Here is a 22,209-nt window from a genome sequence, read left to right on the forward strand (position 1 = left end):
GTGCCGACCTCGCGGGCCACGCGGGTGACCTCGTCGGCGAACGCGGAGAGCTGGTCGACCATGGTGTTCACGGTGAGCTTCAGCTCCAGCAGCTCACCGGTCGCCTCGACCGTGACCGTGCGGGTCAGGTCGCCGCGGGCCACCGCCGTGGTCACCAGGGCGATGTCACGCACCTGGGCGGTGAGCCGGGACGCCATCGTGTTGACGGCCTCGGTGACGTCCCGCCAACTCCCCGACAGGCCGGTCACTTTGGCCCGTCCGCCGAGCCGCCCCTCCGTGCCGACCTCGCGGGCGACCCGGGTCACCTCGCCGGTGAACAGGGAGAGCTGGTCCACCATCTTGTTCACGGCCCGGCCCAGACGTCTTAGGTCACCGCGCAGCTGCCGGTTGCCGTCGTGCAGGTCGACCCGCTGGGTCAGGTCGCCGCCCGCCACGGCATCGAGCACGCGCGTGGCGTTCGCGGCCGGGGCGACCAGGGCGTCGAGCAGCTGGTTCACTTCGTTGACACGGGAGGTCCAGGCGCCCTGGCCGGGGCTGGCCGAGAGGCGTTCGTCGAGGCGGCCGTGCCGGACCAGCTCGCGTCGTACGCGCTGCACCTCCGTGTTGAAGTGGTTGCTGCGGTCCATGATCTGGTTGAAGACGGCGGTGAGTTCGGCCACCAGGCCGTTGCCGCCGCCATGCCCCGATCCATGCCCTAAGCCATGACCCGATCCATGCCCCGATCCATGCCCTAAGCCGTGCCCTGATCCATCCCCTGATCCATGACCCGATCCATGACCTGATCCATGGCCGAAGTCCGGCCGCTTGGAGAAGTCCCCGTCACGGGCTGCGGTCATCGCGGCGAGCAGAGGGCGCAAATCCGATGCTCGAATTTGTCCGTCTTCGAGCACATGCGTAGCACTGTTCTCACTCATGGCGGCCCACTTCGGTAACTCGGCGCTTATGGGCGTGGCCAGTCTGTCACTCTGTCCGCATCGACTGAGGCGTATTCGTCCGATCTGCTCGGGGAGCTGGACATGGGGGCCATTCCGATGCAACGGGAGACTGATCCCCGTGTCTCTGATGCACCTGCGCAGGAGCGCCCGCCCCAGCGCGCGGAGGTGAGCACGACCCTCTGCGGAAGCCCCCTCGCGCCCGGCTCCGCCCGCGCACTCGTGCACGCCGCCCTCGCCGAGTGGACCGAACTGCGCCTGCCCGGCACCGAACACCTCACCGAGCGGCTCGCCGACGACGCCGTGGTGGTCGTCAGCGAACTCGTCACCAACGCCGTCGTGCACGCGGGCACCGACGTCGGGCTGGTGTGCCGGCTTGAGGCGCCGACCGGCGACCTGGTCATCGAGGTCATCGACCAGCATCCCTCGCGCGCCCCGCGCGACAGCGACACCGAACCGCCTCACGAGACACCGGAGTACGGCCGCGGCCTGCGGCTGGTCGCCACGCTCGCGGAGGACTGGGGCGTCACCTACCGCCGGGGCGCCAAGACGGTGTGGGCGCGGCTGCCCGCCGAGGCGCCGGGCGCGTGCGCCGGGGAGTGCAGCCTCCTGGTCGCCGACTTCCTCGCCCCCGAACCGCAGCAGGCCGAGCGGGACCGGGAGTGGCTGGGCCGCGGTGCCCTGTCCTTCCTCGCCGAGGCCTCCGACCTGCTCGCCGGGCAACTCGACGAGGATCTGGTCGCCGCGCTCACCGGACAGCTGATCGTGCCGCGCCTCGCCGAGTGGTGTGCGGTGTGGCTGGAGGACGAGGTCATGGGCCGATGGGGATCTCCCCGCTCAAGCGAGTTCGAGGGTGGGGGAGGCTGGTCCGAGGGGGTCGCCGGCACCGGGCCCCGGCTCGCCCGGGTCTGGCACGGCAGCGAGAACCGCATCGAGGAGCTGCGCCGGGCCCTGGAGAAGGACCCGCCGAGCGCCCCCGACCCGGTCCGTTCCGGCCCCGTCCCCTACCCCTGGCCCGGCGACGCGCTCGGCCCGCGCGCGGAACACGGCTCGGCGCTGGCGTACCGGCTGATCGCGGGCGGCAGGCCGCTCGGCACGCTCGTCATCGGACGGTCCGGGGTGCTCCGCTTCCCCGACGAGATCACCGGGCTCGTCGAGGATCTCGGCCGCCGGGTCGCGCTCGCCATCGGCGCGGCCCGCCAGTACGCCCGCCAGGCCACCATCAGCGCCGTACTCCAGCGCGGGCTGCTGCCCGGCGCGGTCGCCGAGATCCCCGGCGTGCACAGCGCCCTCGTCTACGAGCCCTGCGACAAGGGCGGACCCAGCGGCGACTTCTACGACCTCTTCCCGGCCGGCGACGGCCGCTGGTGCTTCGCGCTCGGCGACGTACAGGGCAAGGGCCCCGAGGCCGCCGTGGTGATCGGCCTCGCCCGCCCGTGGCTGCGCCTGCTGGCCCGCGAGGGCTACCGCGTCGCCGACGTACTCGACCGCCTCAACCAGCTCCTCCTCGACGACGCCACCGAGGCCGCGGACGCGGCGGCACGCGTGCTGGTGGCGGCGGGCGGCCGGCCAGACGACGGCCCGCAGACCCGCTTCCTCTCCCTCCTGTACGGCGAGCTGGCTCCCTTCGAGGGCGGCGTACGCTGCACGCTCGCGTCCGCCGGCCACCCGCTGCCCCTCCTGCTCGGCCCGGACGGCTGCGTCCGCACGGCCGCCCGCCCGCAGACCCTCCTCGGCGTCGTCGAGGACGAGACGTACACCAGCGAAACCTTCGAGCTGCGCCCCGGCGACACGCTGCTGTGCGTGACCGACGGGGTGACCGAGCGGCGCTCCGGCTCCCGCCAGTTCGACGACGGCGACGGACTGGCTCAGGCGCTGGCGGGATGCGCGGGGCTGAGCGCGGAACTGCTCGCCGAGCGCATCCGGCGGCTGGTGCACGAGTTCGGGGGACGGCCGCCGGAGGACGACCTGGCGCTGCTGGTGCTGCAGGCGGAGCAGTGATCCGTGCGGGTGCTGGACAATGGAAGGCATGCCCTCCGCACTCCCCGACGGCGAGCCCGTCCCCGACGACGGCGCGCTCCCCGCACCCGCGCTCGCCGGGTCCGCCGACCGCCCCCTCGGCTTCTACCTGCACGTTCCGTACTGCGCCACCCGCTGCGGCTACTGCGACTTCAACACCTACACCGCGACCGAGCTGCGCGGCACGGGCGGGGTGCTGGCGTCCCGTGACAACTACGCGGAGACGCTGATCGAGGAGATCCGGCTGGCGAGGAAGGTACTGGGCGACGATCCGCGCCCCGTGCGCACGGTCTTCGTCGGAGGCGGTACACCGACCCTGCTGGCCGCGGACGACCTCGTACGGATGCTGGGGGCGATCCGTGAGGAGTTCGGCCTGGCACCCGATGCCGAGATCACGACGGAGGCGAACCCGGAGTCGGTGGATCCGGCGTATCTGGCGGTGCTCCGGCAGGGCGGCTTCAACCGGATCTCCTTCGGCATGCAGAGCGCGCGGCAGCATGTACTGCGCGTGCTGGACCGCACACACACCCCGGGACGCCCGGAGGCCTGCGTCGCGGAGGCACGGGCGGCGGGCTTCGAGCACGTGAATCTCGACCTGATCTACGGCACGCCGGGCGAGTCGGACGACGACTGGCGGGCGTCCCTGGAGTCGGCCATCGGCGCCGGGCCGGACCATGTCTCCGCCTACGCCCTGATCGTCGAGGAGGGCACACAGCTGGCGCGGCGCATCCGGCGGGGCGAGGTTCCGATGACCGACGACGACGTCCACGCGGACCGCTACCTGATCGCCGAGTCGGTCCTCTCGGAGGCGGGCTTCGACTGGTACGAGGTGTCGAACTGGGCGACCTCGGAGGCGGGCCGCTGCCTGCACAACGAGCTGTACTGGCGGGGTGCGGACTGGTGGGGCGCGGGACCCGGGGCCCACTCCCACGTCGGCGGGGTCCGCTGGTGGAACGTGAAGCATCCGGGGGCCTATGCGGGGGCGCTGGCCGCGGGGAAGTCGCCGGGGGCCGGGCGTGAGGTGCTGTCCGAGGAGGACCGGCGGGTGGAGCGGATCCTGCTGGAGCTGCGGTTGCGGGAGGGGGCGCCGCTGGAGCTGCTGCGGGAGGAGGGGCTGGCGGCTTCCCGGCGGGCGCTGGGGGAGGGGCTGCTGGAGGGCGGGCCCTACGACGGGGGGCGGGCCGTGCTGACGCTGCGGGGGCGGTTGCTGGCGGACGCGGTGGTCAGGGATCTGGTGGATTGATCACTCGGGTGAGTGAATCGGTGCGGAACGTCGGTTCGCTCCCTAACCTGGTTCGTAGGCTGCCGCCGTACTGAAACGGTGGCGGAGACCGGAGGGCCGCGGAGATGACCGCTGTGGACGACCGACCGATGACCACCAACATCGTGAAGATCTTCGAGAACCTTGAGGTTCCCGAGGGGATCAAAGTCGAGCTCCTCCGGGGGGTAATCGTGATGATGGCGGGGCCTGACGTTGCCCATAACGACATCGTGGAGGCGCTCCAGGACCAGATCCCGCGGCGGCGGTGGCGGCGGCTTCAGACTCAGGACATCGCCATTTTGGAAGAGACCAGCGAGCCGCAGCCGGATCTGGTGGTGGTGGAGCGAGGTGCCGGACCCGGGCATGGCAGGTTGATGCCGTCACAGGTCATCACCATGCTGGTGGAGGTCGTCTCCAAGACGAGCGTGGACCGCGACTACGTCGTCAAGCGTTCGATCTACGCGGCAGCAAAGGTGCCCGCCTACTTCATCATCGATCCTGTCATGGCCCAATGCGTTCTCCTCACCGAGCCGACGGGCGAGGGAGAGGACGCGGACTACCGATGCCAGCGGATCACCAAGTTCGGCGACATCACGCCGCTGGAACCCATCGGCATCGAACTGGACACCAGCGAGTTTGAGACCTACGACAAGGTCAGGCCCCACCGCTACCCGTAACAAAGTCGATCAGCTCCTCCACCCGCCCCAGCAACTCCGGCTCCAGATCCTTGTAGGACCCCACCCGCTTCAAGATCGCCTGCCACACCGCCCCGGTGTTCTCCGAAGGCCACCCCAGCGCCCGGCACACCCCCGTCTTCCAGTCCTGGCCGTGCGGAATCCGCGGCCACCCCGCGATCCCCAGCGACGACGGCTTCACGGCCTCCCAGATGTCGATGTACGGGTGGCCGACGACCAGGGCGTGCTCGCTCGTCACCGCCTGAGCGATGCGCCACTCCTTCGTGCCCGGTACGAGGTGGTCCACCAGCACCCCCAGCCGGGCGTCCGGACCCGGTGCGAATTCGGCCACGATCGACGGCAGGTCGTCCACGCCTTCCAGGTACTCCACGACCACGCCCTCGATGCGCAGGTCGTCGCCCCAGACCTTCTCGACGAGTTCCGCGTCGTGCCGGCCCTCGACGTAGATGCGCCCGGCGCGGGCGACGCGGGCGCGGGCGCCGGGGACGGCGACCGAGCCGGATGCGGTACGGGTGGGACGTACCGGAGCCGAAGCGGAAGGCCGTACGAGCGTCACGACCCGGCCCTCCAGCAGGAACCCGCGTGGCTGAAGCGGAAACACCCGGTGCTTGCCGAACCGGTCCTCCAGGGTCACCGTGCCCGCCTCGCAGCGGATCACCGCGCCGCAGAAGCCGGTGCCGGGCTCCTCGACGACCAGGCCGGGATCGGCCGGGATCTCGGGTGCCGGCCCGTGCTTCTTCCACGGCGGGGTCAGGTCCGGAGAGTACGAACGGGGGCGCGGGCCCGGAGGGCCCTCGTTGGAAGGGCGGTGGCGGGAGACGGGTGGGCGCATTCGGATGACGATAGGAGAAGCGGGCGGGGAGTGGTCACGACACGCCGAACCGCCGCGCGAGGGCGTCCCGTTGGGACCGTACGAACCGCGCGTCCACCACCGCTCCGTGACCGGGTACGTACCGTGCGTCCTCGCCGCCGAGGGACAGCAGGCGGTCCAGCGCCGCGGGCCAGCGCGCGGGTACCGCGTCGGGGCCCGCCTGCGGCTCGCCGGACTCCTCGACCAGGTCGCCGCAGAAGACGATCTCCGGGTCGCCGGGGATCAGGACCGCGAGGTCGTGCGCGGTGTGACCAGGGCCCACGTTGGCGAGGAGCACCTGGCGGCCGGCGCCCAGGTCCAGGGTCCACTCGCCGGAGACGTGATGGCGGGGCGGGGCGAGGACCGCCACCGCCTCGTCGGCCAGGCCGGCGTCCAGACCGCCCCGCACCGCGTCCGCGCGCAGCTCCTCGCGCCCGGCGTGGGTGTAGGCCGTGTCGATGCCCACGGCGCCGTACAGCTCCGCACCCGCGAACGCCGCCGCCCCGAAGACATGGTCGAAGTGCGGGTGCGTGAGCGCGAGATGGGTCACACGGCGGCCGGCGAGCTCCTGCGCCCCCGCACGTACGCGGGCGCCCTCCGCGAGGCTCGATCCGGCGTCGATCACGAGGGCCGCGTCCGCTCCGACGACCAGCCCCGCCGTGCAGTCCCACACCGGCAGCCGGCACCGCCCGACCCCGGCCGCCAGCCGCTCCCAGCCCAGCTCTTCCCAAGTCACGCTCATACGGCGACGCTAACCGTACGACCCCGTCCTTGCCCTGCGAGTACCTGACCGCCGTACACTGGGCCGGGGAACTCTGGCACTCGGAAGCGAAGAGTGCCAGGCGAGGCGCCGAGAGGACGATTTCTGGAGGTGTGCGCGAGATGCTGAGCGAACGCAGGCTTCAGGTGCTGCGCGCCATCGTCCAGGACTACGTCGGCACGGAGGAGCCGGTCGGCTCCAAGGCGCTCACCGAGCGGCACAACCTCGGTGTCTCCCCGGCGACCGTGCGCAACGACATGGCCGCCCTGGAGGACGAGGGGTTCATCGCCCAGCCGCACACCAGCGCCGGGCGCATCCCCACCGACAAGGGCTACCGCCTCTTCGTCGACAAACTGGCCGGCGTCAAGCCGATGAGCGCGCCCGAGCGGCGTGCGATTCAGAACTTCCTTGACGGGGCTGTCGATCTTGACGATGTGGTGGCCCGTACCGTGCGGCTGCTCGCGCAGCTGACCCGGCAGGTGGCCGTCGTGCAGTACCCCTCGCTCACCCGCTCCACCGTGCGGCATGTGGAACTGCTCTCGCTCGCTCCCGCGCGCGTGATGCTCGTGCTGATCACGGACACCGGGCGGGTCGAGCAGCGGATGGTCGACTGTCCGGTGCCGTTCGGCGAGGCCTCTCTCGCCGATCTGCGCGCGCGGCTCAACAGCCGGGTCGCGGGACGGCGGTTCTCCGATGTCCCGCTGTTGGTCGAGGACCTGCCCGAGGCCTTCGACCTTGAGGACCGCGGCCCGGTCTCGACGGTGCTCTCCACCCTCCTGGAGACCCTCGTCGAGGAGAACGAAGAGCGGCTGATGATCGGCGGCACCGCCAATCTCACCCGCTTCGGGCATGACTTTCCCCTCACGATCCGGCCGGTGCTCGAAGCGCTGGAGGAGCAGGTCGTGCTCCTCAAGTTGCTTGGTGAGGCCGGGGATTCGGGCATGACCGTACGCATCGGTCATGAGAACGCCTATGAGGGACTCAACTCCACGTCCGTCGTGTCGGTCGGCTACGGTTCGGGCGGCGAGGCAGTCGCCAAGCTCGGCGTGGTCGGACCGACCCGCATGGATTACCCGGGAACGATGGGAGCGGTACGCGCAGTGGCACGGTACGTCGGACAGATCCTGGCGGAGTCGTAAGTGGCCACGGACTACTACGCCGTTCTCGGCGTGCGCCGCGACGCGTCGCAGGAAGAGATCAAGAAGGCCTTCCGGCGGCTCGCACGCGAGCTGCACCCGGACGTCAACCCGGATCCGAAGACCCAGGAGCGGTTCAAGGAGATCAACGCCGCTTACGAGGTGCTGTCGGACCCGCAGAAGAAGCAGGTCTACGACCTCGGCGGCGACCCGCTCTCGCAGGCCGGCGGCGGCGGTGGCGCGGGCGGCTTCGGCGCGGGTGGCTTCGGGAACTTCTCGGACATCATGGACGCGTTCTTCGGTACGGCGTCCCAGCGGGGCCCGCGGTCGCGTACGCGGCGCGGCCAGGACGCGATGATCCGGCTGGACGTCGAACTGGACGAGGCGGCCTTCGGCACGACGAAGGACATCCAGGTCGACACGGCGATCGTCTGCTCGACCTGCAACGGCGAGGGCGCCGCCCCGGGGACGAGTGCCCAGACGTGTGACATGTGCCGCGGTCGCGGTGAGGTGTCGCAGGTCACCCGGTCCTTCCTGGGCCAGGTCATGACGTCCCGGCCGTGCCCGCAGTGCCAGGGCTTCGGCACGGTCGTCCCGACGCCGTGCCCGGAGTGCGCGGGCGACGGCCGGGTCCGCTCCCGTCGCACCCTCACGGTCAAGATCCCGGCCGGTGTCGACAACGGCACCCGTATCCAGCTCGCGGGCGAGGGCGAGGTCGGTCCCGGTGGCGGTCCCGCCGGTGATCTGTACGTCGAGATCCACGAGCTGCCGCATTCGACCTTCCAGCGCCGCGGGGACGACCTGCACTGCACGGTCACCATCCCGATGACCGCGGCGGCCCTCGGCACGAAGGTCCCGCTGGAGACGCTGGACGGCATGGAGGAGGTCGACATCCGGCCCGGCACCCAGTCCGGCCAGTCGATCCCGCTGCACGGCCGCGGCATCACGCACCTGCGCGGCGGCGGCCGCGGCGACCTCGTCGTCCACGTCGAGGTCACCACCCCGACCAAGCTCGACCCCGAGCAGGAACGCCTCCTCCGCGAACTCGCCAAGCTCCGCGGCGAGGAACGTCCGCAGGGACAGTTCCAGCCGGGGCAGCAGGGGTTGTTCTCGCGGCTGAAGGACGCCTTCAACGGGCGTTGACGTTGCCTTCGGGGGCTTGGCTGTCCGCTGGCGTGGGTGGCCGGAGGCTCGCCGGGGGTCCGCGGGGCTGTCCCTCGGGCGGGCACAGTCAGCGGGAGCGGAAGGGCTTGTTCTCGCGGCTGGAGGATGCGTTCAGCGGGCGGTAGCCCTTTCGCATGCCGTTGGCCTATGCCAGGGGGAAGGCCGGATTCGGACTTGTTCGGAGGACGTGGCAACATGCCGTCATGTCCTCCGCACTGACCGATCTCTTCCGTCATCCGATCGTGCAGGCCCCCATGGCGGGCGGAGTCTCCGTGCCGCGTCTCGCCGCCGCCGTGTCCGAGGCCGGCGGGCTCGGGTTTCTGGCCGCCGGGTACAAGACCGCCGACGGTATGTACCAGGAGATCAAGCAGCTGCGGTCCATCACGAGCTGCCCCTTCGGCGTGAACCTGTTCATGCCGCAGCCGGAGTACCCCGGTGCGAGCGCCGGCTCCGCCGGTGCGGCCGGCGCCGCGCTCCCCTCGGCCGCGGCGATCGATGTCTACGCCCATCAGCTCGCCGGTGAGGCCACCTGGTACGAGGCCGAGCTGGGCGACCCCGACAGCGGCCGTGACGACGGCTACGACGCCAAGCTCGCCGTACTGCTGGACAACCCGGTGCCGGTGGTGTCGTTCCACTTCGGCGTGCCCAGCCGGGACGCGCTGGACGCGCTGCACCGCGTCGGCACCTTCACGCTGGTCACCGCGACCACCGTCGAGGAGGCCCTCGCCGTGCAGCGGGCCGGCGCCGACGGGGTGATCGTGCAGGGCGTCGAGGCGGGCGGCCATCAGGGCACGCACCGGGACGTCCCGGAGACGGACGGCGGCGGTATCGGTCTGATGTCGCTGATCGCGCAGGTCAGGGAGGCCGTGTCGGTCCCGCTCATCGCGGCCGGCGGCATCATGCGGGGCAGCCAGATCGTCGCTGCCCTCGCCGCGGGCGCCAGTGCGGCCCAGCTCGGCACGGCATTCCTCGCCACGCCGGAGTCCGGCGCCAACGCCCTGCACAAGCAGGCCCTGACGAACCCCCTGTTCGTCCGTACGGAGCTGACGCGGGCGTTCTCCGGCCGTCCGGCCCGCGGCCTGGTCAACCGCTTCATGCGCGAGCACGGCCCGTACGCGCCCGCCGCCTACCCGGAGATCCACCACCTCACCGCGCCGCTGCGCAAGGCCGCCGCCCAGGCGGGCGACGCGCAGGGCATGGCGCTGTGGGCGGGACAGGGCCACCGGATGGCCCGCGAACTGCCTGCCGGGCAGCTGGTGGAGGTGCTCGCCGCGGAGATCGAGGCCGCGAGGACAGAGTTGTCGGCGGCTCCGGCCTCGGGCGGTGGGGCCTGATGACCGCCCCTGTCTTCGTGGTCGAGCACTTCGACGCGGGCGGCGGCGGGCGGTACGTCCTCGACGGCCCCGAGGGACGGCACGCGGTCTCGGTGAAGCGGCTGCGGCCCGGTGAGGACGTGGTGCTCACCGACGGGACCGGGCGCTGGGCGGACTGCGTGGTGCTGGACACCGAGGGCAAGGACCGGCTGATCGTCCAGCTGGACTCGGTGTCCGAGGAACCGCAGGACGAGCCCCGCATCACGGTCGTCCAGGCCCTCCCCAAGGGCGACCGCGGCGAACTCGCCGTCGAGACGATGACCGAGGTCGGCGTGGACGCGATCGTGCCGTGGGCCGCCTCCCGCTGCATCACGCAGTGGAAGGGCGACCGCGGGCTGAAGGCGCTGGCCAAGTGGCGGGCCACGGCGCGCGAGGCGGGCAAGCAGTCCCGTCGGGTGCGCTTCCCGGACATCGCGGACACGGCAACCTCCAAGCAGGTCGCGGCACTTCTCGCGAAGGCCGACTTCGCGGCCGTACTGCATGAAAGCGGCGAGGAATACCTCGCCGGTGCCGAACTGCCCGCCGAGGGCGAGATCGTGCTGGTCGTCGGGCCCGAAGGGGGCGTCTCTCCCGAGGAGCTGACGCTGTTCACACAGGCCGGTGCGCAGGCGTACCGGCTCGGGCCCAGTGTGCTGCGTACCTCCACCGCCGGTACCGCGGCGGCGGTGCTGCTCCTCGGCCGTAGCGGCCGGTGGTCCTGAACACCAGGGAGTGGGTCATGGAACTCGCCCAAGTACGACTGCTCGTCACCGACTTCGCCGCCTGCTACCGCTTCTACTCCGAGATCCTCGGCCTCAAGCCGCAGTCGGGGGCGGCCGAGGGACCGTACGAGAAGTTCAGTCCCGCCACCGGCTCGGCGGGCATCGCGCTCCAGGACCGGGCGATGATGGCGGAGGTGTTCGGCGAGCTGGGGGACGCGGCCATGGGCCACCGCTCGCTGGTCGTTCTGCGCGTCGACGACCTGGACATCTACTGCGAGCAGATCGCGGGCCGCGGCGCCACGCTGCTGCACGGCCCGGCCCATATGACCGACCGGATGCGGGTCGCCCACCTCAAGGACCCGGAGGGCAACCTGGTGGAACTCCAGGAGTGGCTGCTGCTGCGCACGTGACCGCTCCGCTGGGGTGCGGTGATGAAGGCGCGGCCCGGTGCTGGTCGCGTAGTTCTCCGCGGGCTCGGTGGGGGCTGGTCGCGCCGTTCCCCGCGCCCCTTACGGGGCGCTTCAGTTCTCCGGCACTTGATGGTGAGGTGATCCAAAGGCCTGTCCAGCGGCCCCGCACGTGCATAGGGTGATCGGGTGACAGAGTCCGCATCCGCCGCGTATCTCCGCTTCCCGCATCTCCACGGTGACCTGGTCGCCTTCACCGCCGAGGACGACGTCTGGCTCGCGCCTCTCGACGGCGGCCGGGCCTGGCGGGTCAGTGCCGACAATGTGCCGGTCACCCTGCCGCGCATCTCGCCCGACGGTACGACGGTGGCGTGGACCTCCACCCGTGACGGCGCCCCCGAGGTGCACATCGCCCCCATCGACGGCGGACCCGCCAAGCGCCTGACGCACTGGGGCAGTTCGCGCACCCAGGTGCGCGGCTGGACCCCCGACGGCCGGGTCCTCGCCATCACCACCTACGGCCAGGCCAACCTCCGCCGCAGCTGGGCCCACGCCGTCCCGCTCGACGGCGGACCCTCGACCGTCCTGCCGTACGGCTGGGTCGGCCATGTCGCCTACGGCCCGAGCGCCGTGCTGCTGTCCTCGCCGATGGGGCGGGAGGCGGCGTGGTGGAAGCGGTACCGGGGCGGTACGGCGGGCAAGCTGTGGATCGACCGTGCGGCCGAAGGTGAAGAAGGCGCCGGGGAGTTCGTACGGCTGCATGAAGAGCTGGACGGAAACATCGAGTACCCGGTGTGGGCGGGCGAGAGGATCGCGTTCCTGTCCGACCACGAGGGGGTCGGGGCGCTGTACTCCTCCCTCGCCGACGGTTCGGATCTACGGCGGCACACTCCCGTCGACGGCTTCTACGCCCGGCACGCTTCGGGGGACGGCACCCGGGTCGTCTACTCGTCCGCCGGTGAACTCTGGGTCCTGGACGACCTCGACGGCGCCGAGCCGCGGAGGCTCGACATCCGGCTCGGCGGGCAGCGCACCGACCGGCAGCCGTACCCGGTGAACGCGTCCCGCTGGTTCGGTTCGGCGTCCCCCGACCACACCGCGCGCGGCAGCGCCGTCGCCGTGCGCGGTGCCGTGCACTGGGTCACCCACCGCTCAGGACCGGCTCGCGCGCTCGCCGCGGAACCCGGCGTACGGGCCCGGCTGCCGCGCACGTTCCGCGCGGAGGGCGAGGAGTGGGTGGTGTGGGTCACGGACGCCGAGGGCGACGACGCCCTGGAGTTCGCGCCGGCGACCGGACTCGCGCCGGGCGCGACCCCGCGCCGGCTCGCCGCCGGGCAGCTCGGCCGGGTGCTCGGCCTCGCGATGGCGCCCGACGGCAGCCGGGCCGCCGTGGCCTCGCACGACGGACGCGTGCTGCTGGTCGAGCGGGAGACCGGCGAGGTGCGCGAGGTCGACCGCAGCGAGCACGGCGACGCCTCCGGGCTGGTCTTCTCGCCGGACTCGGCATGGCTGGCCTGGTCGCACCCCGGCCCGCGCCCGCTGTGCCAGCTCAAGCTCGCCAACACCACCGACCTGTCGGTCACCGAGGCGACCCCGCTGCGCTTCCAGGACTACGCGCCCGCGTTCACCCTCGACGGCAAGCACCTCGCCTTCCTGTCGACGCGGGCCTTCGACCCGGTCTACGACGAGCACGTCTTCGACCTGGCCTTCGTCGTCGGCTCCCGCCCGCACCTGATCACGCTGGCCGCGACGACCCCGTCGCCCTTCGGCCCGCAGCGGCACGGCCGCCCCTTCGACGCGCCGGACAAGGACGAGACCCCGGACAGCGAGGGCGCCCCCACCACCCGCGTCGACCTGGAGGGGCTCGCCGACCGGATCGTGCCGTTCCCGGTCGAGGCCGCCCGCTACTCCGGGCTGCGCGCCGCGAAGGACGGCGTGCTGTGGCTGCGCCACCCGGTGCGCGGGGCGCTGGGCGCCACCCGGGCCAACCCGGACGACCCCGACCCCAAGTCCGAGCTGGAGCGGTACGACCTCGTCCAGCGGCGGGTGGAGCATCTCGCGGACGACGCCGACCACTTCCGGGTCAGCGGCGACGGCAAGCGGGTCCTGCTGTGGACCGACGGCAGGCTCAAGGTCGTCCCCAGCGACCGGCGGGCCTCGGGCGACGACGACAGCGACACCAACATCACCGTCGACCTCGGCCGGATCCGCCAGACCGTCGACCCGGCGGCCGAGTGGCGGCAGATGTACGAGGAGAACGGCCGCATCATGCGGGACAACTTCTGGCGTCCCGACCTCGGCGGCACGGACTGGAACGGCATCCTCGACCGCTACCGCCCCCTCCTCGACCGGGTCGCCACCCACGACGACCTCGTCGACCTGCTGTGGGAGGTGCACGGCGAGCTGGGCACCTCGCACGCGTACGTCATGCCGCGCGGCGGCCACGGCGGCGGGGACCGGCAGGGCCTGCTCGGCGCGGACATCTCCCGGCACGCGGACGGCAGCTGGCGCATCGACCGGATCCTGCCCTCGGAGACCTCCGACCCGGAGGCCCGCGCACCGCTCGCCGCGCCCGGCGTGGCGGTTCGTGCGGGCGACGCGATCGTGGCGGTGAACGGCGTCCCGGTCGACCCGGTGACCGGTCCCGGACCCCTCCTCGTCGGTACGGCGGGCAGGCCGGTCGAACTCACGGTGTCCCCTTCCGGCGGCGGCGAGCCACGGCACGCCGTCGTCGTGCCGGTCGCCGACGAGGAACCGCTGCGCTACCACGCCTGGGTCGCCGACCGGCGGGCCTACGTCCACGAACGCTCCGCAGGCCGCCTCGGCTACCTCCACGTCCCCGACATGCAGGCGCCGGGCTGGGCCCAGATCCACCGCGACCTCCGCGTGGAAGTCGCCAGGGAAGGGCTCGTCGTCGACGTCCGGGAGAACCGGGGCGGCCACACGTCCCAGTTGGTCGTCGAGAAGCTGGCGCGGCGCATCGTCGGCTGGGCGTCGCCGCGGGGGATGCGGCCGTACAGCTACCCCGAGGACGCTCCCCGCGGCCCTGTCGTCGCCGTCGCCAACGAGTTCTCCGGCTCCGACGGGGACATCGTCAACGCGGCGATCAAGGCGCTGGGTATCGGGCCGGTCGTCGGCACGCGCACCTGGGGCGGCGTCATCGGCATCGACAACCGCTACCGACTGGTCGACGGCACGCTCGTCACCCAGCCCAAATACGCGTTCTGGCTGGAGAACTACGGCTGGGGCGTGGAGAACCACGGGGTGGATCCCGATGTGGAGGTCGTGCAGCGGCCCCAGGACTACGCCGCCGGGAGGGACGTCCAGCTGGACGAGGCGGTGAGGCTGGCGTTGGCAGCCCTGGAGGAGACGCCGGCGAAGACACCGCCGAGTCTGCCGTGAGCCGGGGTGGGGGGTGGGTCGCGCAGCCCGGCGCTTGCGGGTTGCCGCCTGCGCCCACCCGTGCCGCCCCAGGCAGCACGCATGCCCGCAGCTTGCACGTCCTAGGTGCGCGGGGCCGTATCGACATGCGGCTCTGCCGTGTGGGCGCGACCAGCCACCGAGCACCCGCACCCGACGACGATACGATGCCCCCCGTAAACCGCCACGCACCCCGGAGGGACCATGGCAGGGGAACCGCAGGACGACTGTCTGTTCTGCAAGATCGTCGAAGGGCACATCCCGGCGACGATCGTCCGTGAGACGGAGACGACCGTCGCGTTCCGTGACATCAACCCCCAGGCACCCGTTCACGTCCTGGTGATCCCCAAGGCCCACTACGCGAACGCCGCCGAACTCGCCACCGAGGCCCCGGAACTCGCCGTGGACATACTGCGCGAGACGAAGGCGGTCGCCGACGAGGACAAGCTGGAGAGCTACCGCATCGTCTTCAACACCGGCCCCGGCGCGGGCCAGACCGTCTTCCACGCCCACGCCCATGTCCTCGGCGGCCGCGGCATGCAGTGGCCGCCCGGGTAACCATCCGTGTCCGTACGTGAAGTGGTGGTGCTCGGCACGGCCAGCCAGGTTCCGACCCGGCACCGCAACCACAACGGCTATCTGCTGCGCTGGGACGGCGAGGGCATCCTGTTCGACCCCGGCGAGGGCACCCAGCGTCAGATGCTGCGCGCCGGGGCCGCCGCCCACGACCTGAACCGGATCTGCGTCACCCACTTCCACGGGGATCACTGCCTGGGCCTCGCCGGTGTCATCCAGCGCATCAACCTCGACCAGGTGCCGCACGAGATCACCGCTCACTACCCGCAGTCCGGACAGCGCTTCTTCGACCGGCTGCGGTACGCCACCGCCTATCGGGAGACGGTCCAGCTCACCCAGGCTCCCGTGGCCGCCGACGGGGTGCTCGCCCAGACCCCCGCCTACACGCTGGAAGCCCGCAGGCTCTCCCACTCCGTCGAGTCGTACGGCTACCGCCTCGTCGAACCCGACGGCCGCCGTATGCTCCCCGACCGGCTCGCCGCGCACGGCATCAAGGGCCCGGACGTGGGCCGCATCCAGCGCGAGGGCGCCCTCGGCGGCGTCACGCTGGAGGACGTCAGTGAGGTCCGGCGCGGACAGCGGTTCGCGTTCGTCATGGACACCCGGCTGTGCGAGGCGGCGTACGCCCTCGCCGAGGGCTGCGACATGCTCGTCATCGAGTCCACGTTCCTCGACGAGGACGAGGAACTCGCCGTGGAACACGGTCATCTGACGGCCGGTCAGGCCGCCCGGGTGGCGAAGGAGGGGGGCGTACGGCATCTTGTGCTCACGCACTTCAGCCAGCGGTACACCGACCCTGAGGAGTTCGAGCGGCAGGCGCGGGCCGCCGGCTTCGAGGGGGAGCTGACCGTGGCGCACGACCTGCTCAGGGTGCCGGTTCCGAAACGGCGGTAGGACGACCGTACGATATTTCGATGCCCCTCCCCATAGCAGAACTGCACCTCCATATCGAAGGCACGCTTGAGCCCGAGCTGGCCTTCGAGCTCGCCGCGCGCAACGGCGTCAAGCTCCGGTACGCCGACACCGAAGAGCTGCGCAAGGCGTATCTCTTCGACGATCTCCAGTCGTTCCTGAACCTGTACTACGAGCTGATGGCCGTCCTGCGGACCGAACGGGACTTCGAGGACCTCGCCGACGCCTATCTCGCCCGCGCCGCCGCGCAGGGTGTGCGGCATGCGGAGATCTTCTTCGACCCGCAGGCGCATATCGCCCGTGGGGTCGCGATGGGGACGGTCGTCGAGGGGCTGTCCCGCGCGCTCGGCCGCAGCGTGGACAGGCACGGCGTCTCCACGCAGCTGATCATGTGCTTCCTGCGCGACGAGCCCGCCGAGTCGGCGATGGCGACCCTGGAGGCCGCGCGGCCGTATCTCGACCGGATCACCGGCATCGGGCTGGACTCCGCCGAGGTCGGGCATCCGCCGGCCAAGTTCCGCGAGGTGTACGAGGCGGCGGCGCGGCTGGGGCTGCGGCGCGTCGCGCACGCGGGGGAGGAGGGGCCGCCGGAGTACATCACCGAGGCGCTGGACGTGCTGGGCGTCGAGCGGATCGACCACGGGCTGCGGTGCATGGAGGACGAAGCCCTGGTCGAGCGGCTGGTGCGGGAGCGCGTGCCGCTGACCCTGTGCCCGCTCTCCAACGTCCGGCTGCGCACGGTGGACGTCCTCGCCGACCACCCGCTGCCCGCCATGCTCGACGCCGGGTTGCTGTGCACGGTCAACTCCGACGACCCTGCCTACTTCGGCGGCTACGCCGGCGACAACTACGACGCGGTGCGCTCGGCGCTGGGCCTGAGCGAGGAACGGCTCCGGGAGCTGGCCCGCAACTCGTTCCTCGCGTCCTTTCTGGAGCACGACGAGGAGCTGCGGGCGCGCTGTCTGGCCGAGGTGGAGGCGTACGAGTTCGGCTGAGAGGGGTGGTTGGCTGCGGGGTGGTTCGCTACGGGGCAGCTATCTACGGGATGGCGGGGCCCGGTCGAGCCGCACATCGACCGGGATCTCGACGATCTCCGGTACCCGTCGGCGCCCGCAGTCCCTCCGGCGTTTGAGGAAGAGGCCCGTCCGCCGCGCCGGGTGCCGACGCGGCGGACGCTAACGCCAGTGCACGGCCCCGCCGGCCGCAGGCGCCGTGGCCTCGATCTTCGCCCGGATCTCACGCATCACCGCGACGATCTGCCCCTCGTGCTCGGGCGTCAGCCGGGCCACCGGCACCGAGCAGCTGATGGCGTCCTGGGCGGGGGAGTCGTAGCGCAGCGCGAAGCCGAAGCCGACGATGCCGGACACGCTCTCCTCGCGGTCGACCGCGTAGCCGCGGGCGCGGATCTCGGCGAGGTCGGCGGTCAGTGACTCCCGGGTGGTGTGCGTGTTGGGCGTGCGGGCCTCGTACGGCCCGTCGGGCAGCTCGTCGTCCGGCCGCTGGGCCAGGAGCGCCTTGCCGAGCGCGCCGACGTGCGCCGGCAGCCGCCGCCCGACCCGGCTGATCGTCCTCAGGTATTCGTGCGACTCGCGCGTGGCCAGGTACGCCACGTCCCGGCCGTCCAGCCGGCCCAGGTGGATCGTCTCGCCGAGCGCCTCCGACGCCTCGTCCAGACAGGGGCGTACGACCCTCACGCGCGGGTCGGAGTCGAGGTAGCTCGTGCCGGTGAGCAGGGCGCGGATGCCGATGCCGTAGAGGGAGCCGGTGAGGTCCGTGCGGACCCAGCCGCGGGAGATCAGGGTCTGCAGGAGCGCGTACATGGAGCTGCGCGGCACCTCCAGCTCGTCCGCCAGCTCCTGCAACCGGGCCGGGCGGTCGCCGCGCGCGGCCAGGACTTCCAGCAACTCGACCGTCCGCGCCGCGGACTTCACCTCGCGCACGCCCCCTGTCTCTGACATGGGCCGATGGTAATCCGCGGCGCTCGGGAGCATGGCGAAGTATGCGGAAGCATGCAGGACCCATTGACGATGCCTGTTTGCGTACCTAACCTCTGTCTCCATACGTGGATGATGTCTACATGGGGAGATGATGGCGATGGGCGGCGCACCGGAGACGGAAGTCGTGACCCGGCGACTGCGCGACGGTATGGCGGGCGGCGTGCTGTCCTTCCCGCTGACCTCCTTCCACGCCGACGGCTCCCTCGACGCCGACGGCTTCCGCGCCTACGTCGCCGCCCAGCTGGCCACCGCCCCCGGCGCCGTCTTCCCCGCCTGCGGCACCGGCGAGTTCTTCTCGCTGGACGAGGAGGAGTACCGGACGGTCGTGACCATCGCGGTCGAGGAGGCGGCCAAGGGGGTCCCCCCGCGCAAGGGTGTTCGAGCGCGGGGGAGGGTGCCCGTCGTCGCCGGGACCGGCTACGGCTGGGCGCAGGCCGCCCGGTTCGCGCGGATCGCCGAGGAGGCCGGCGCCGACGCCCTGCTGGTGCTGCCGCACTACCTCGTCGCCGCGCCGCAGGACGGCCTGGTCGCCCAGCTGGAACAGCTCGCCGCCCGCACCCGGCTGCCGCTCATCGCCTACCAGCGGGGCCAGGTCGACTTCGGCGTGGACGCCTTCATGCGCATCACGCGGATCCCCGGCGTCATCGGCCTCAAGGACGGGCGCAGCGACCTCGACCGGCTGCAGCGCCTCACGCTCGCCGCACCCGAGGGGTTTCTGTTCTTCAACGGTGCCGCCACCGCCGAGATCCAGGCCCGCGCCTACGCCGCCGTCGGCGTCCCCGCCTACTCGTCCGCCGTCCACGCCTTCGCCCCCGAGATCGCGGACGCCTTCTTCGCGGCCCTGCGCGACGGCGACGACAGCACCGTCGCCAAACTGCTGCGCGACTTCTACGTCCCGCTGGTCCAGCTCCGCGACCGCGTGCCCGGGTACGCCGTATCGCTGGTGAAGGCCGCGGCCCGGCTGCGCGGCCGACCCGTCGGCCCCGTACGCGCGCCGCTCACCGACCCGTCGGCCGGCGACCTGGCCGACCTCAAGACCCTGCTCGCCACCGGACTCGACCTCGTAGGAGCCGCCCTGTGAACCTCACCATCACCGACGTGCGCCTCACTCCGATCCTCGTCGCCGACCCGCCCCTGCTGAACACCCAGGGCGTCCACCAGCCGTACACACCCCGGCTGATCGTCGAGGTCGTGACCGCCGACGGGATCACGGGAGTCGGCGAGACATACGGCGACACGAAGTACCTGGAGCTGGCCCGCCCCTTCGCCGAAAAACTGATAGACCGTCAAGTCTCCGATCTGAACGGCCTGTTCACGACCGCCGACGAGGTCGCCGTCGACCAGTCACGGGTCTTCGGGCAGGTCGACGTCGGCGGGCTGCGCGGCGTCCAGACCGCCGACAAGCTGCGGCTGTCCGTCGTCTCCGGCTTCGAGGTGGCCTGCCTGGACGCGCTCGGCAAGGCCCTCGGGCTGCCGGTGCACGCGCTGCTCGGCGGCAAGGTGCGGGACGCGGTCGAATACAGCGCGTACCTGTTCTACAAGTGGGCCGATCATCCGGAGGGCGTGGCCTGCGAGAAGGACGACTGGGGTGCCGCCGTCGACCCGGCCGGGGTCGTCGAGCAGGCCCGGCTGTTCAAGGAGCGGTACGGGTTCACGTCCTTCAAGCTCAAGGGGGGCGTCTTCCCGCCGGACGAGGAGATCGCCGCCGTACGGGCGCTGGCGGAGGCCTTTCCCGGGCATCCGCTCCGGCTCGACCCCAACGGGGCCTGGTCCGTGGAGACTTCGCTGAAGGTGGCGGCGGAGCTGGGGAACGTCCTCGAATATCTGGAGGACCCCGCGCTGGGCACGCCCGCCATGGCCGAGGTCTCCGCCAGGATGAAAGGGGCGGCGCGAAGCGCCTCGGACAAGGGTGGTGGTGGGCGACGGGCGGGCGTGCCGCTGGCCACCAATATGTGCGTGACGACGTTCGGCGAGATCAAGGAGGCGTTCACGAAGGATGCCGTGCAGGTCGTCCTCTCCGATCACCACTACTGGGGCGGACTGCGCAACACCCGGCAGCTCGCCGCGATCTGCCGGACCTTCGGTGTCGCGGTGTCCATGCACTCCAACACCCACCTGGGCATCAGCCTGGCCGCGATGACCCACGTGGCCTCGACCGTCCCGGACCTCCACCACGCCTGCGACTCCCACTATCCCTGGCAGTCGGAGGACGTCCTGACCGAGCGGCTGACCTTCGAGGGCGGCAAGGTCGCCGTCTGCGACGCACCCGGCCTCGGCGTCGAACTCGACCGCGACAAGCTGCGGTTCCTGCACCAGAGGTGGCTGGACGACGACGGTTCGCTGCGCGAGCGCGACGACGAGGCGGCGATGCGGGTCGCCGACCCGGGGTGGGTCACCCCGGCCGTGCCGCGCTGGTAGCTCCCTCCGCTTCCCCTGGCTGGTAACTCACTCTCCCCTCCCCGCTGGTAACTCACTCTCCCCTCCCCCTGCCCACGACCGGAGTCGCTCGTGTCTGCAGTAGACCAAGAAGTGCACCCGCCCGCCGTTCAGTCCGCCATCCGCAAGATCTTCCGCCGCGTCGTCCCCCTGTTCTTCATCATGTTTGTCGCGAACTACATGGACCGGGTCAACCTCGGCTTTGCACAGGACGAGCTGAGGGCGGACGTGGGCATGTCGGCCGCCGCGTTCGGACTCGGCGCCGGGATCTTCTTCATCGCGTACGCCATCTTCGAAGTCCCCTCCAACATCCTGATGGAGCGGTTCGGGGCCAAGGTGTGGCTCACCCGGATCATGATCAGCTGGGGGATCGTCGCCACCGCGATGGCCTTCGTCACCAGCGTGGAGATGTTCTACGCGCTGAGGTTCCTGCTCGGAGTGGCCGAGGCGGGCTTCTTCCCGGCCGTCATCTACTACCTGAGCCGCTGGCTGCCCGACTCCCACCGGGGCCGTGCCACGTCGATCTTCCTGATGGGTTCCGGCACGGCGACGGTGATCGTCGGCCCGATCTCGGGTGCGCTGCTCGAAATGCACGGCGTCTGGGGCCACGCCGGCTGGCAGTGGATGTTCTTCATCGAGGGCATCTTCTCCGTCGTCCTCGGCTTCGTCGTCTACCGCTTCCTCGACTCCGGTATCGAGTCGGCGAGTTGGCTGACGGAGGAGGAGAAGACCGGGCTGGTCGCGGTGATCGACGCGGAGCAGGACGGACGGGACACCGCCCGCGCCAAGGTCTCCCGGTGGAAGCTGCTGGCCGACCCGCAGATACTGCTCTTCCTCTGGATCTACTTCGCGATCAACGTCGCCCTGTACGCGGTGACGTTCTGGCTGCCGTCGATCGTGGACGACATCGGCGGACTGAGCGACTTCGAGGTGGGGCTGCTGACGTCCGTGCCCTGGCTGTGCGCGATCGCCGCGGTGTACGTCAGCGGGCGGCTGTCGGACCGTATCGGCAAGCGGCGGCCCATTCTGATGACGCTGCTGGTGCTGGGTGGCTGCGGCACGCTGCTCGCGGTGTTCGTGTCGCCGTGGGTGGGACTCGGCGCGCTGTGCATCGCCGCGATGGGGTTCAAGCCGGCGTCGCCGATCTTCTGGACGATCCCGCAGAGCTACCTCGACGCGCGGGCCGCCGCCCCCGGCATCGCGCTGATCAACTCCATCGGCAACCTCGGCGGCTTCGTCGCCCCCACCGCCTTCGGGATCATCGAGGACGCGACGGGGTCGACGAAGGGGGGCCTGGTAGGGCTCACCGTCGTCGGGTTCATGGCCGCGCTGAGCGTGCTGCTGGTGCGGGGCGGCGGGCGCAACGACCGGGTCCGTACCCGGCCGGCGAAGGCTCCCACGGCCACCGCACCCGAGGTGACGCCGGGGGCGGCCCGCATCGCACGGCCCGGACCCGCCACGGGCTGATACGAGGGCATGGGCTGATACGAGGGACGGTCCGCCGGTGAGCGACGGCGCGCTGTCAGTGGTGTGAGGCACACTGGCCTGATCCGCACCATGTCAGGGAGCG

General features: G+C 71.4%; 19 protein-coding genes. 15 read left to right on the top strand and 4 right to left on the bottom strand.

Features of this window, described 5'->3' with window-relative positions:
• Nucleotides 1-662: HAMP domain-containing protein (locus GFH49_RS00450; protein WP_408055874.1), on the bottom strand; the 662-nt coding region annotated here is incomplete at its 3' end.
• A 354-nt stretch (nt 663-1,016) separates the two neighbouring features.
• On the opposite strand from GFH49_RS00450, the gene GFH49_RS00455 reads away from it, so the two are divergent.
• The 3 genes from GFH49_RS00455 (at nt 1,017) to GFH49_RS00465 (ending at nt 4,889) form a co-directional block, all read left to right on the top strand.
• The gene (locus GFH49_RS00455; RefSeq protein WP_155053715.1) at nt 1,017-2,933 is read left to right on the top strand and encodes an ATP-binding SpoIIE family protein phosphatase; all 1,917 of its coding nucleotides are present in this window, start codon (nt 1,017-1,019) and stop codon (nt 2,931-2,933) included.
• Nucleotides 2,934-2,961: 28 nt separating this feature from the next.
• Nucleotides 2,962-4,194, top strand: a complete 1,233-nt coding sequence (gene hemW, locus GFH49_RS00460) for a radical SAM family heme chaperone HemW (RefSeq protein WP_155053716.1) — start codon at nt 2,962-2,964, stop codon at nt 4,192-4,194.
• 104 nt (nt 4,195-4,298) lie between these two features.
• Complete coding sequence (locus GFH49_RS00465; RefSeq protein ID WP_155053717.1) at nt 4,299-4,889, top strand: Uma2 family endonuclease; 591 nt, start codon at nt 4,299-4,301, stop codon at nt 4,887-4,889.
• Here the strand turns inward: GFH49_RS00465 and GFH49_RS00470 are convergent.
• Together GFH49_RS00470 and GFH49_RS00475 are read right to left on the bottom strand one after the other, a co-directional pair.
• Nucleotides 4,867-5,739 (bottom strand): DUF3097 domain-containing protein, encoded by an 873-nt coding sequence (locus GFH49_RS00470; protein WP_230396083.1) that lies wholly within the window; start codon nt 5,737-5,739, stop codon nt 4,867-4,869. The two genes, GFH49_RS00465 and GFH49_RS00470, sit on opposite strands and share 23 nt — an antisense overlap.
• Before the next feature lie 34 nt (nt 5,740-5,773).
• The gene (locus tag GFH49_RS00475; protein ID WP_155053718.1) at nt 5,774-6,499 is read right to left on the bottom strand and encodes an MBL fold metallo-hydrolase; all 726 of its coding nucleotides are present in this window, start codon (nt 6,497-6,499) and stop codon (nt 5,774-5,776) included.
• A gap of 140 nt (nt 6,500-6,639) precedes the next feature.
• Between GFH49_RS00475 and hrcA the strand changes: the two genes are divergently transcribed.
• The 9 genes from hrcA (at nt 6,640) to GFH49_RS00520 (ending at nt 17,201) form a co-directional block, all read left to right on the top strand.
• On the top strand, nt 6,640-7,656 hold the full coding sequence (gene hrcA / locus GFH49_RS00480; protein ID WP_155053719.1) for a heat-inducible transcriptional repressor HrcA: 1,017 nt from the start codon (nt 6,640-6,642) through the stop codon (nt 7,654-7,656).
• Nucleotides 7,657-8,796, top strand: a complete 1,140-nt coding sequence (dnaJ, locus tag GFH49_RS00485; protein WP_155053720.1) for a molecular chaperone DnaJ — start codon at nt 7,657-7,659, stop codon at nt 8,794-8,796.
• 224 nt (nt 8,797-9,020) lie between these two features.
• Nucleotides 9,021-10,151 (top strand): nitronate monooxygenase, encoded by a 1,131-nt coding sequence (locus GFH49_RS00490; RefSeq protein ID WP_155053721.1) that lies wholly within the window; start codon nt 9,021-9,023, stop codon nt 10,149-10,151.
• Complete coding sequence (locus GFH49_RS00495; protein WP_155053722.1) at nt 10,151-10,891, top strand: 16S rRNA (uracil(1498)-N(3))-methyltransferase; 741 nt, start codon at nt 10,151-10,153, stop codon at nt 10,889-10,891. The genes GFH49_RS00490 and GFH49_RS00495 overlap by 1 nt, the downstream gene beginning before the upstream one ends.
• Before the next feature lie 17 nt (nt 10,892-10,908).
• Nucleotides 10,909-11,301: a VOC family protein gene (locus GFH49_RS00500; protein ID WP_155053723.1), complete on the top strand. Its 393-nt coding sequence runs from the start codon at nt 10,909-10,911 to the stop codon at nt 11,299-11,301.
• Between the two features lie 186 nt (nt 11,302-11,487).
• The gene (locus tag GFH49_RS00505; protein WP_155053724.1) at nt 11,488-14,700 is read left to right on the top strand and encodes a S41 family peptidase; all 3,213 of its coding nucleotides are present in this window, start codon (nt 11,488-11,490) and stop codon (nt 14,698-14,700) included.
• A gap of 222 nt (nt 14,701-14,922) precedes the next feature.
• Nucleotides 14,923-15,276 carry a histidine triad nucleotide-binding protein gene (locus GFH49_RS00510; RefSeq protein ID WP_155053725.1) on the top strand — a complete coding sequence of 118 codons (354 nt, stop codon included), beginning with the start codon at nt 14,923-14,925 and terminating at the stop codon, nt 15,274-15,276.
• Between the two features lie 6 nt (nt 15,277-15,282).
• Nucleotides 15,283-16,188, top strand: coding sequence for a ribonuclease Z (locus tag GFH49_RS00515; RefSeq protein ID WP_155053726.1), 906 nt, complete (start codon nt 15,283-15,285; stop codon nt 16,186-16,188).
• Nucleotides 16,189-16,208: 20 nt separating this feature from the next.
• Nucleotides 16,209-17,201, top strand: coding sequence for an adenosine deaminase (locus GFH49_RS00520; protein WP_155053727.1), 993 nt, complete (start codon nt 16,209-16,211; stop codon nt 17,199-17,201).
• 180 nt (nt 17,202-17,381) lie between these two features.
• Here GFH49_RS00520 and GFH49_RS00525 read toward each other — a convergent pair whose 3' ends face one another.
• Complete coding sequence (locus GFH49_RS00525; protein WP_155053728.1) at nt 17,382-18,164, bottom strand: IclR family transcriptional regulator; 783 nt, start codon at nt 18,162-18,164, stop codon at nt 17,382-17,384.
• Between the two features lie 136 nt (nt 18,165-18,300).
• Here GFH49_RS00525 and GFH49_RS00530 point away from each other — a divergent pair, with 136 nt between their 5' ends.
• From GFH49_RS00530 to GFH49_RS00540, 3 genes are all read left to right on the top strand, one after another.
• A complete protein-coding gene (locus GFH49_RS00530) occupies nt 18,301-19,284 on the top strand; it encodes a 5-dehydro-4-deoxyglucarate dehydratase (RefSeq protein WP_155053729.1) in 984 nt (327 codons plus the stop codon).
• The gene (locus tag GFH49_RS00535) at nt 19,281-20,621 is read left to right on the top strand and encodes a glucarate dehydratase family protein (RefSeq protein WP_155053730.1); all 1,341 of its coding nucleotides are present in this window, start codon (nt 19,281-19,283) and stop codon (nt 20,619-20,621) included. Before GFH49_RS00530 ends, GFH49_RS00535 begins: the two co-directional genes overlap by 4 nt.
• 111 nt (nt 20,622-20,732) lie before the next feature.
• Nucleotides 20,733-22,106, top strand: coding sequence for an MFS transporter (locus GFH49_RS00540; protein WP_155053751.1), 1,374 nt, complete (start codon nt 20,733-20,735; stop codon nt 22,104-22,106).
• Nucleotides 22,107-22,209: the final 103 nt, after the last annotated feature.

The organism is Streptomyces blattellae, from assembly GCF_009709555.1.
GTDB classification, from domain to species: Bacteria; Actinomycetota; Actinomycetes; order Streptomycetales; family Streptomycetaceae; genus Streptomyces; species Streptomyces blattellae.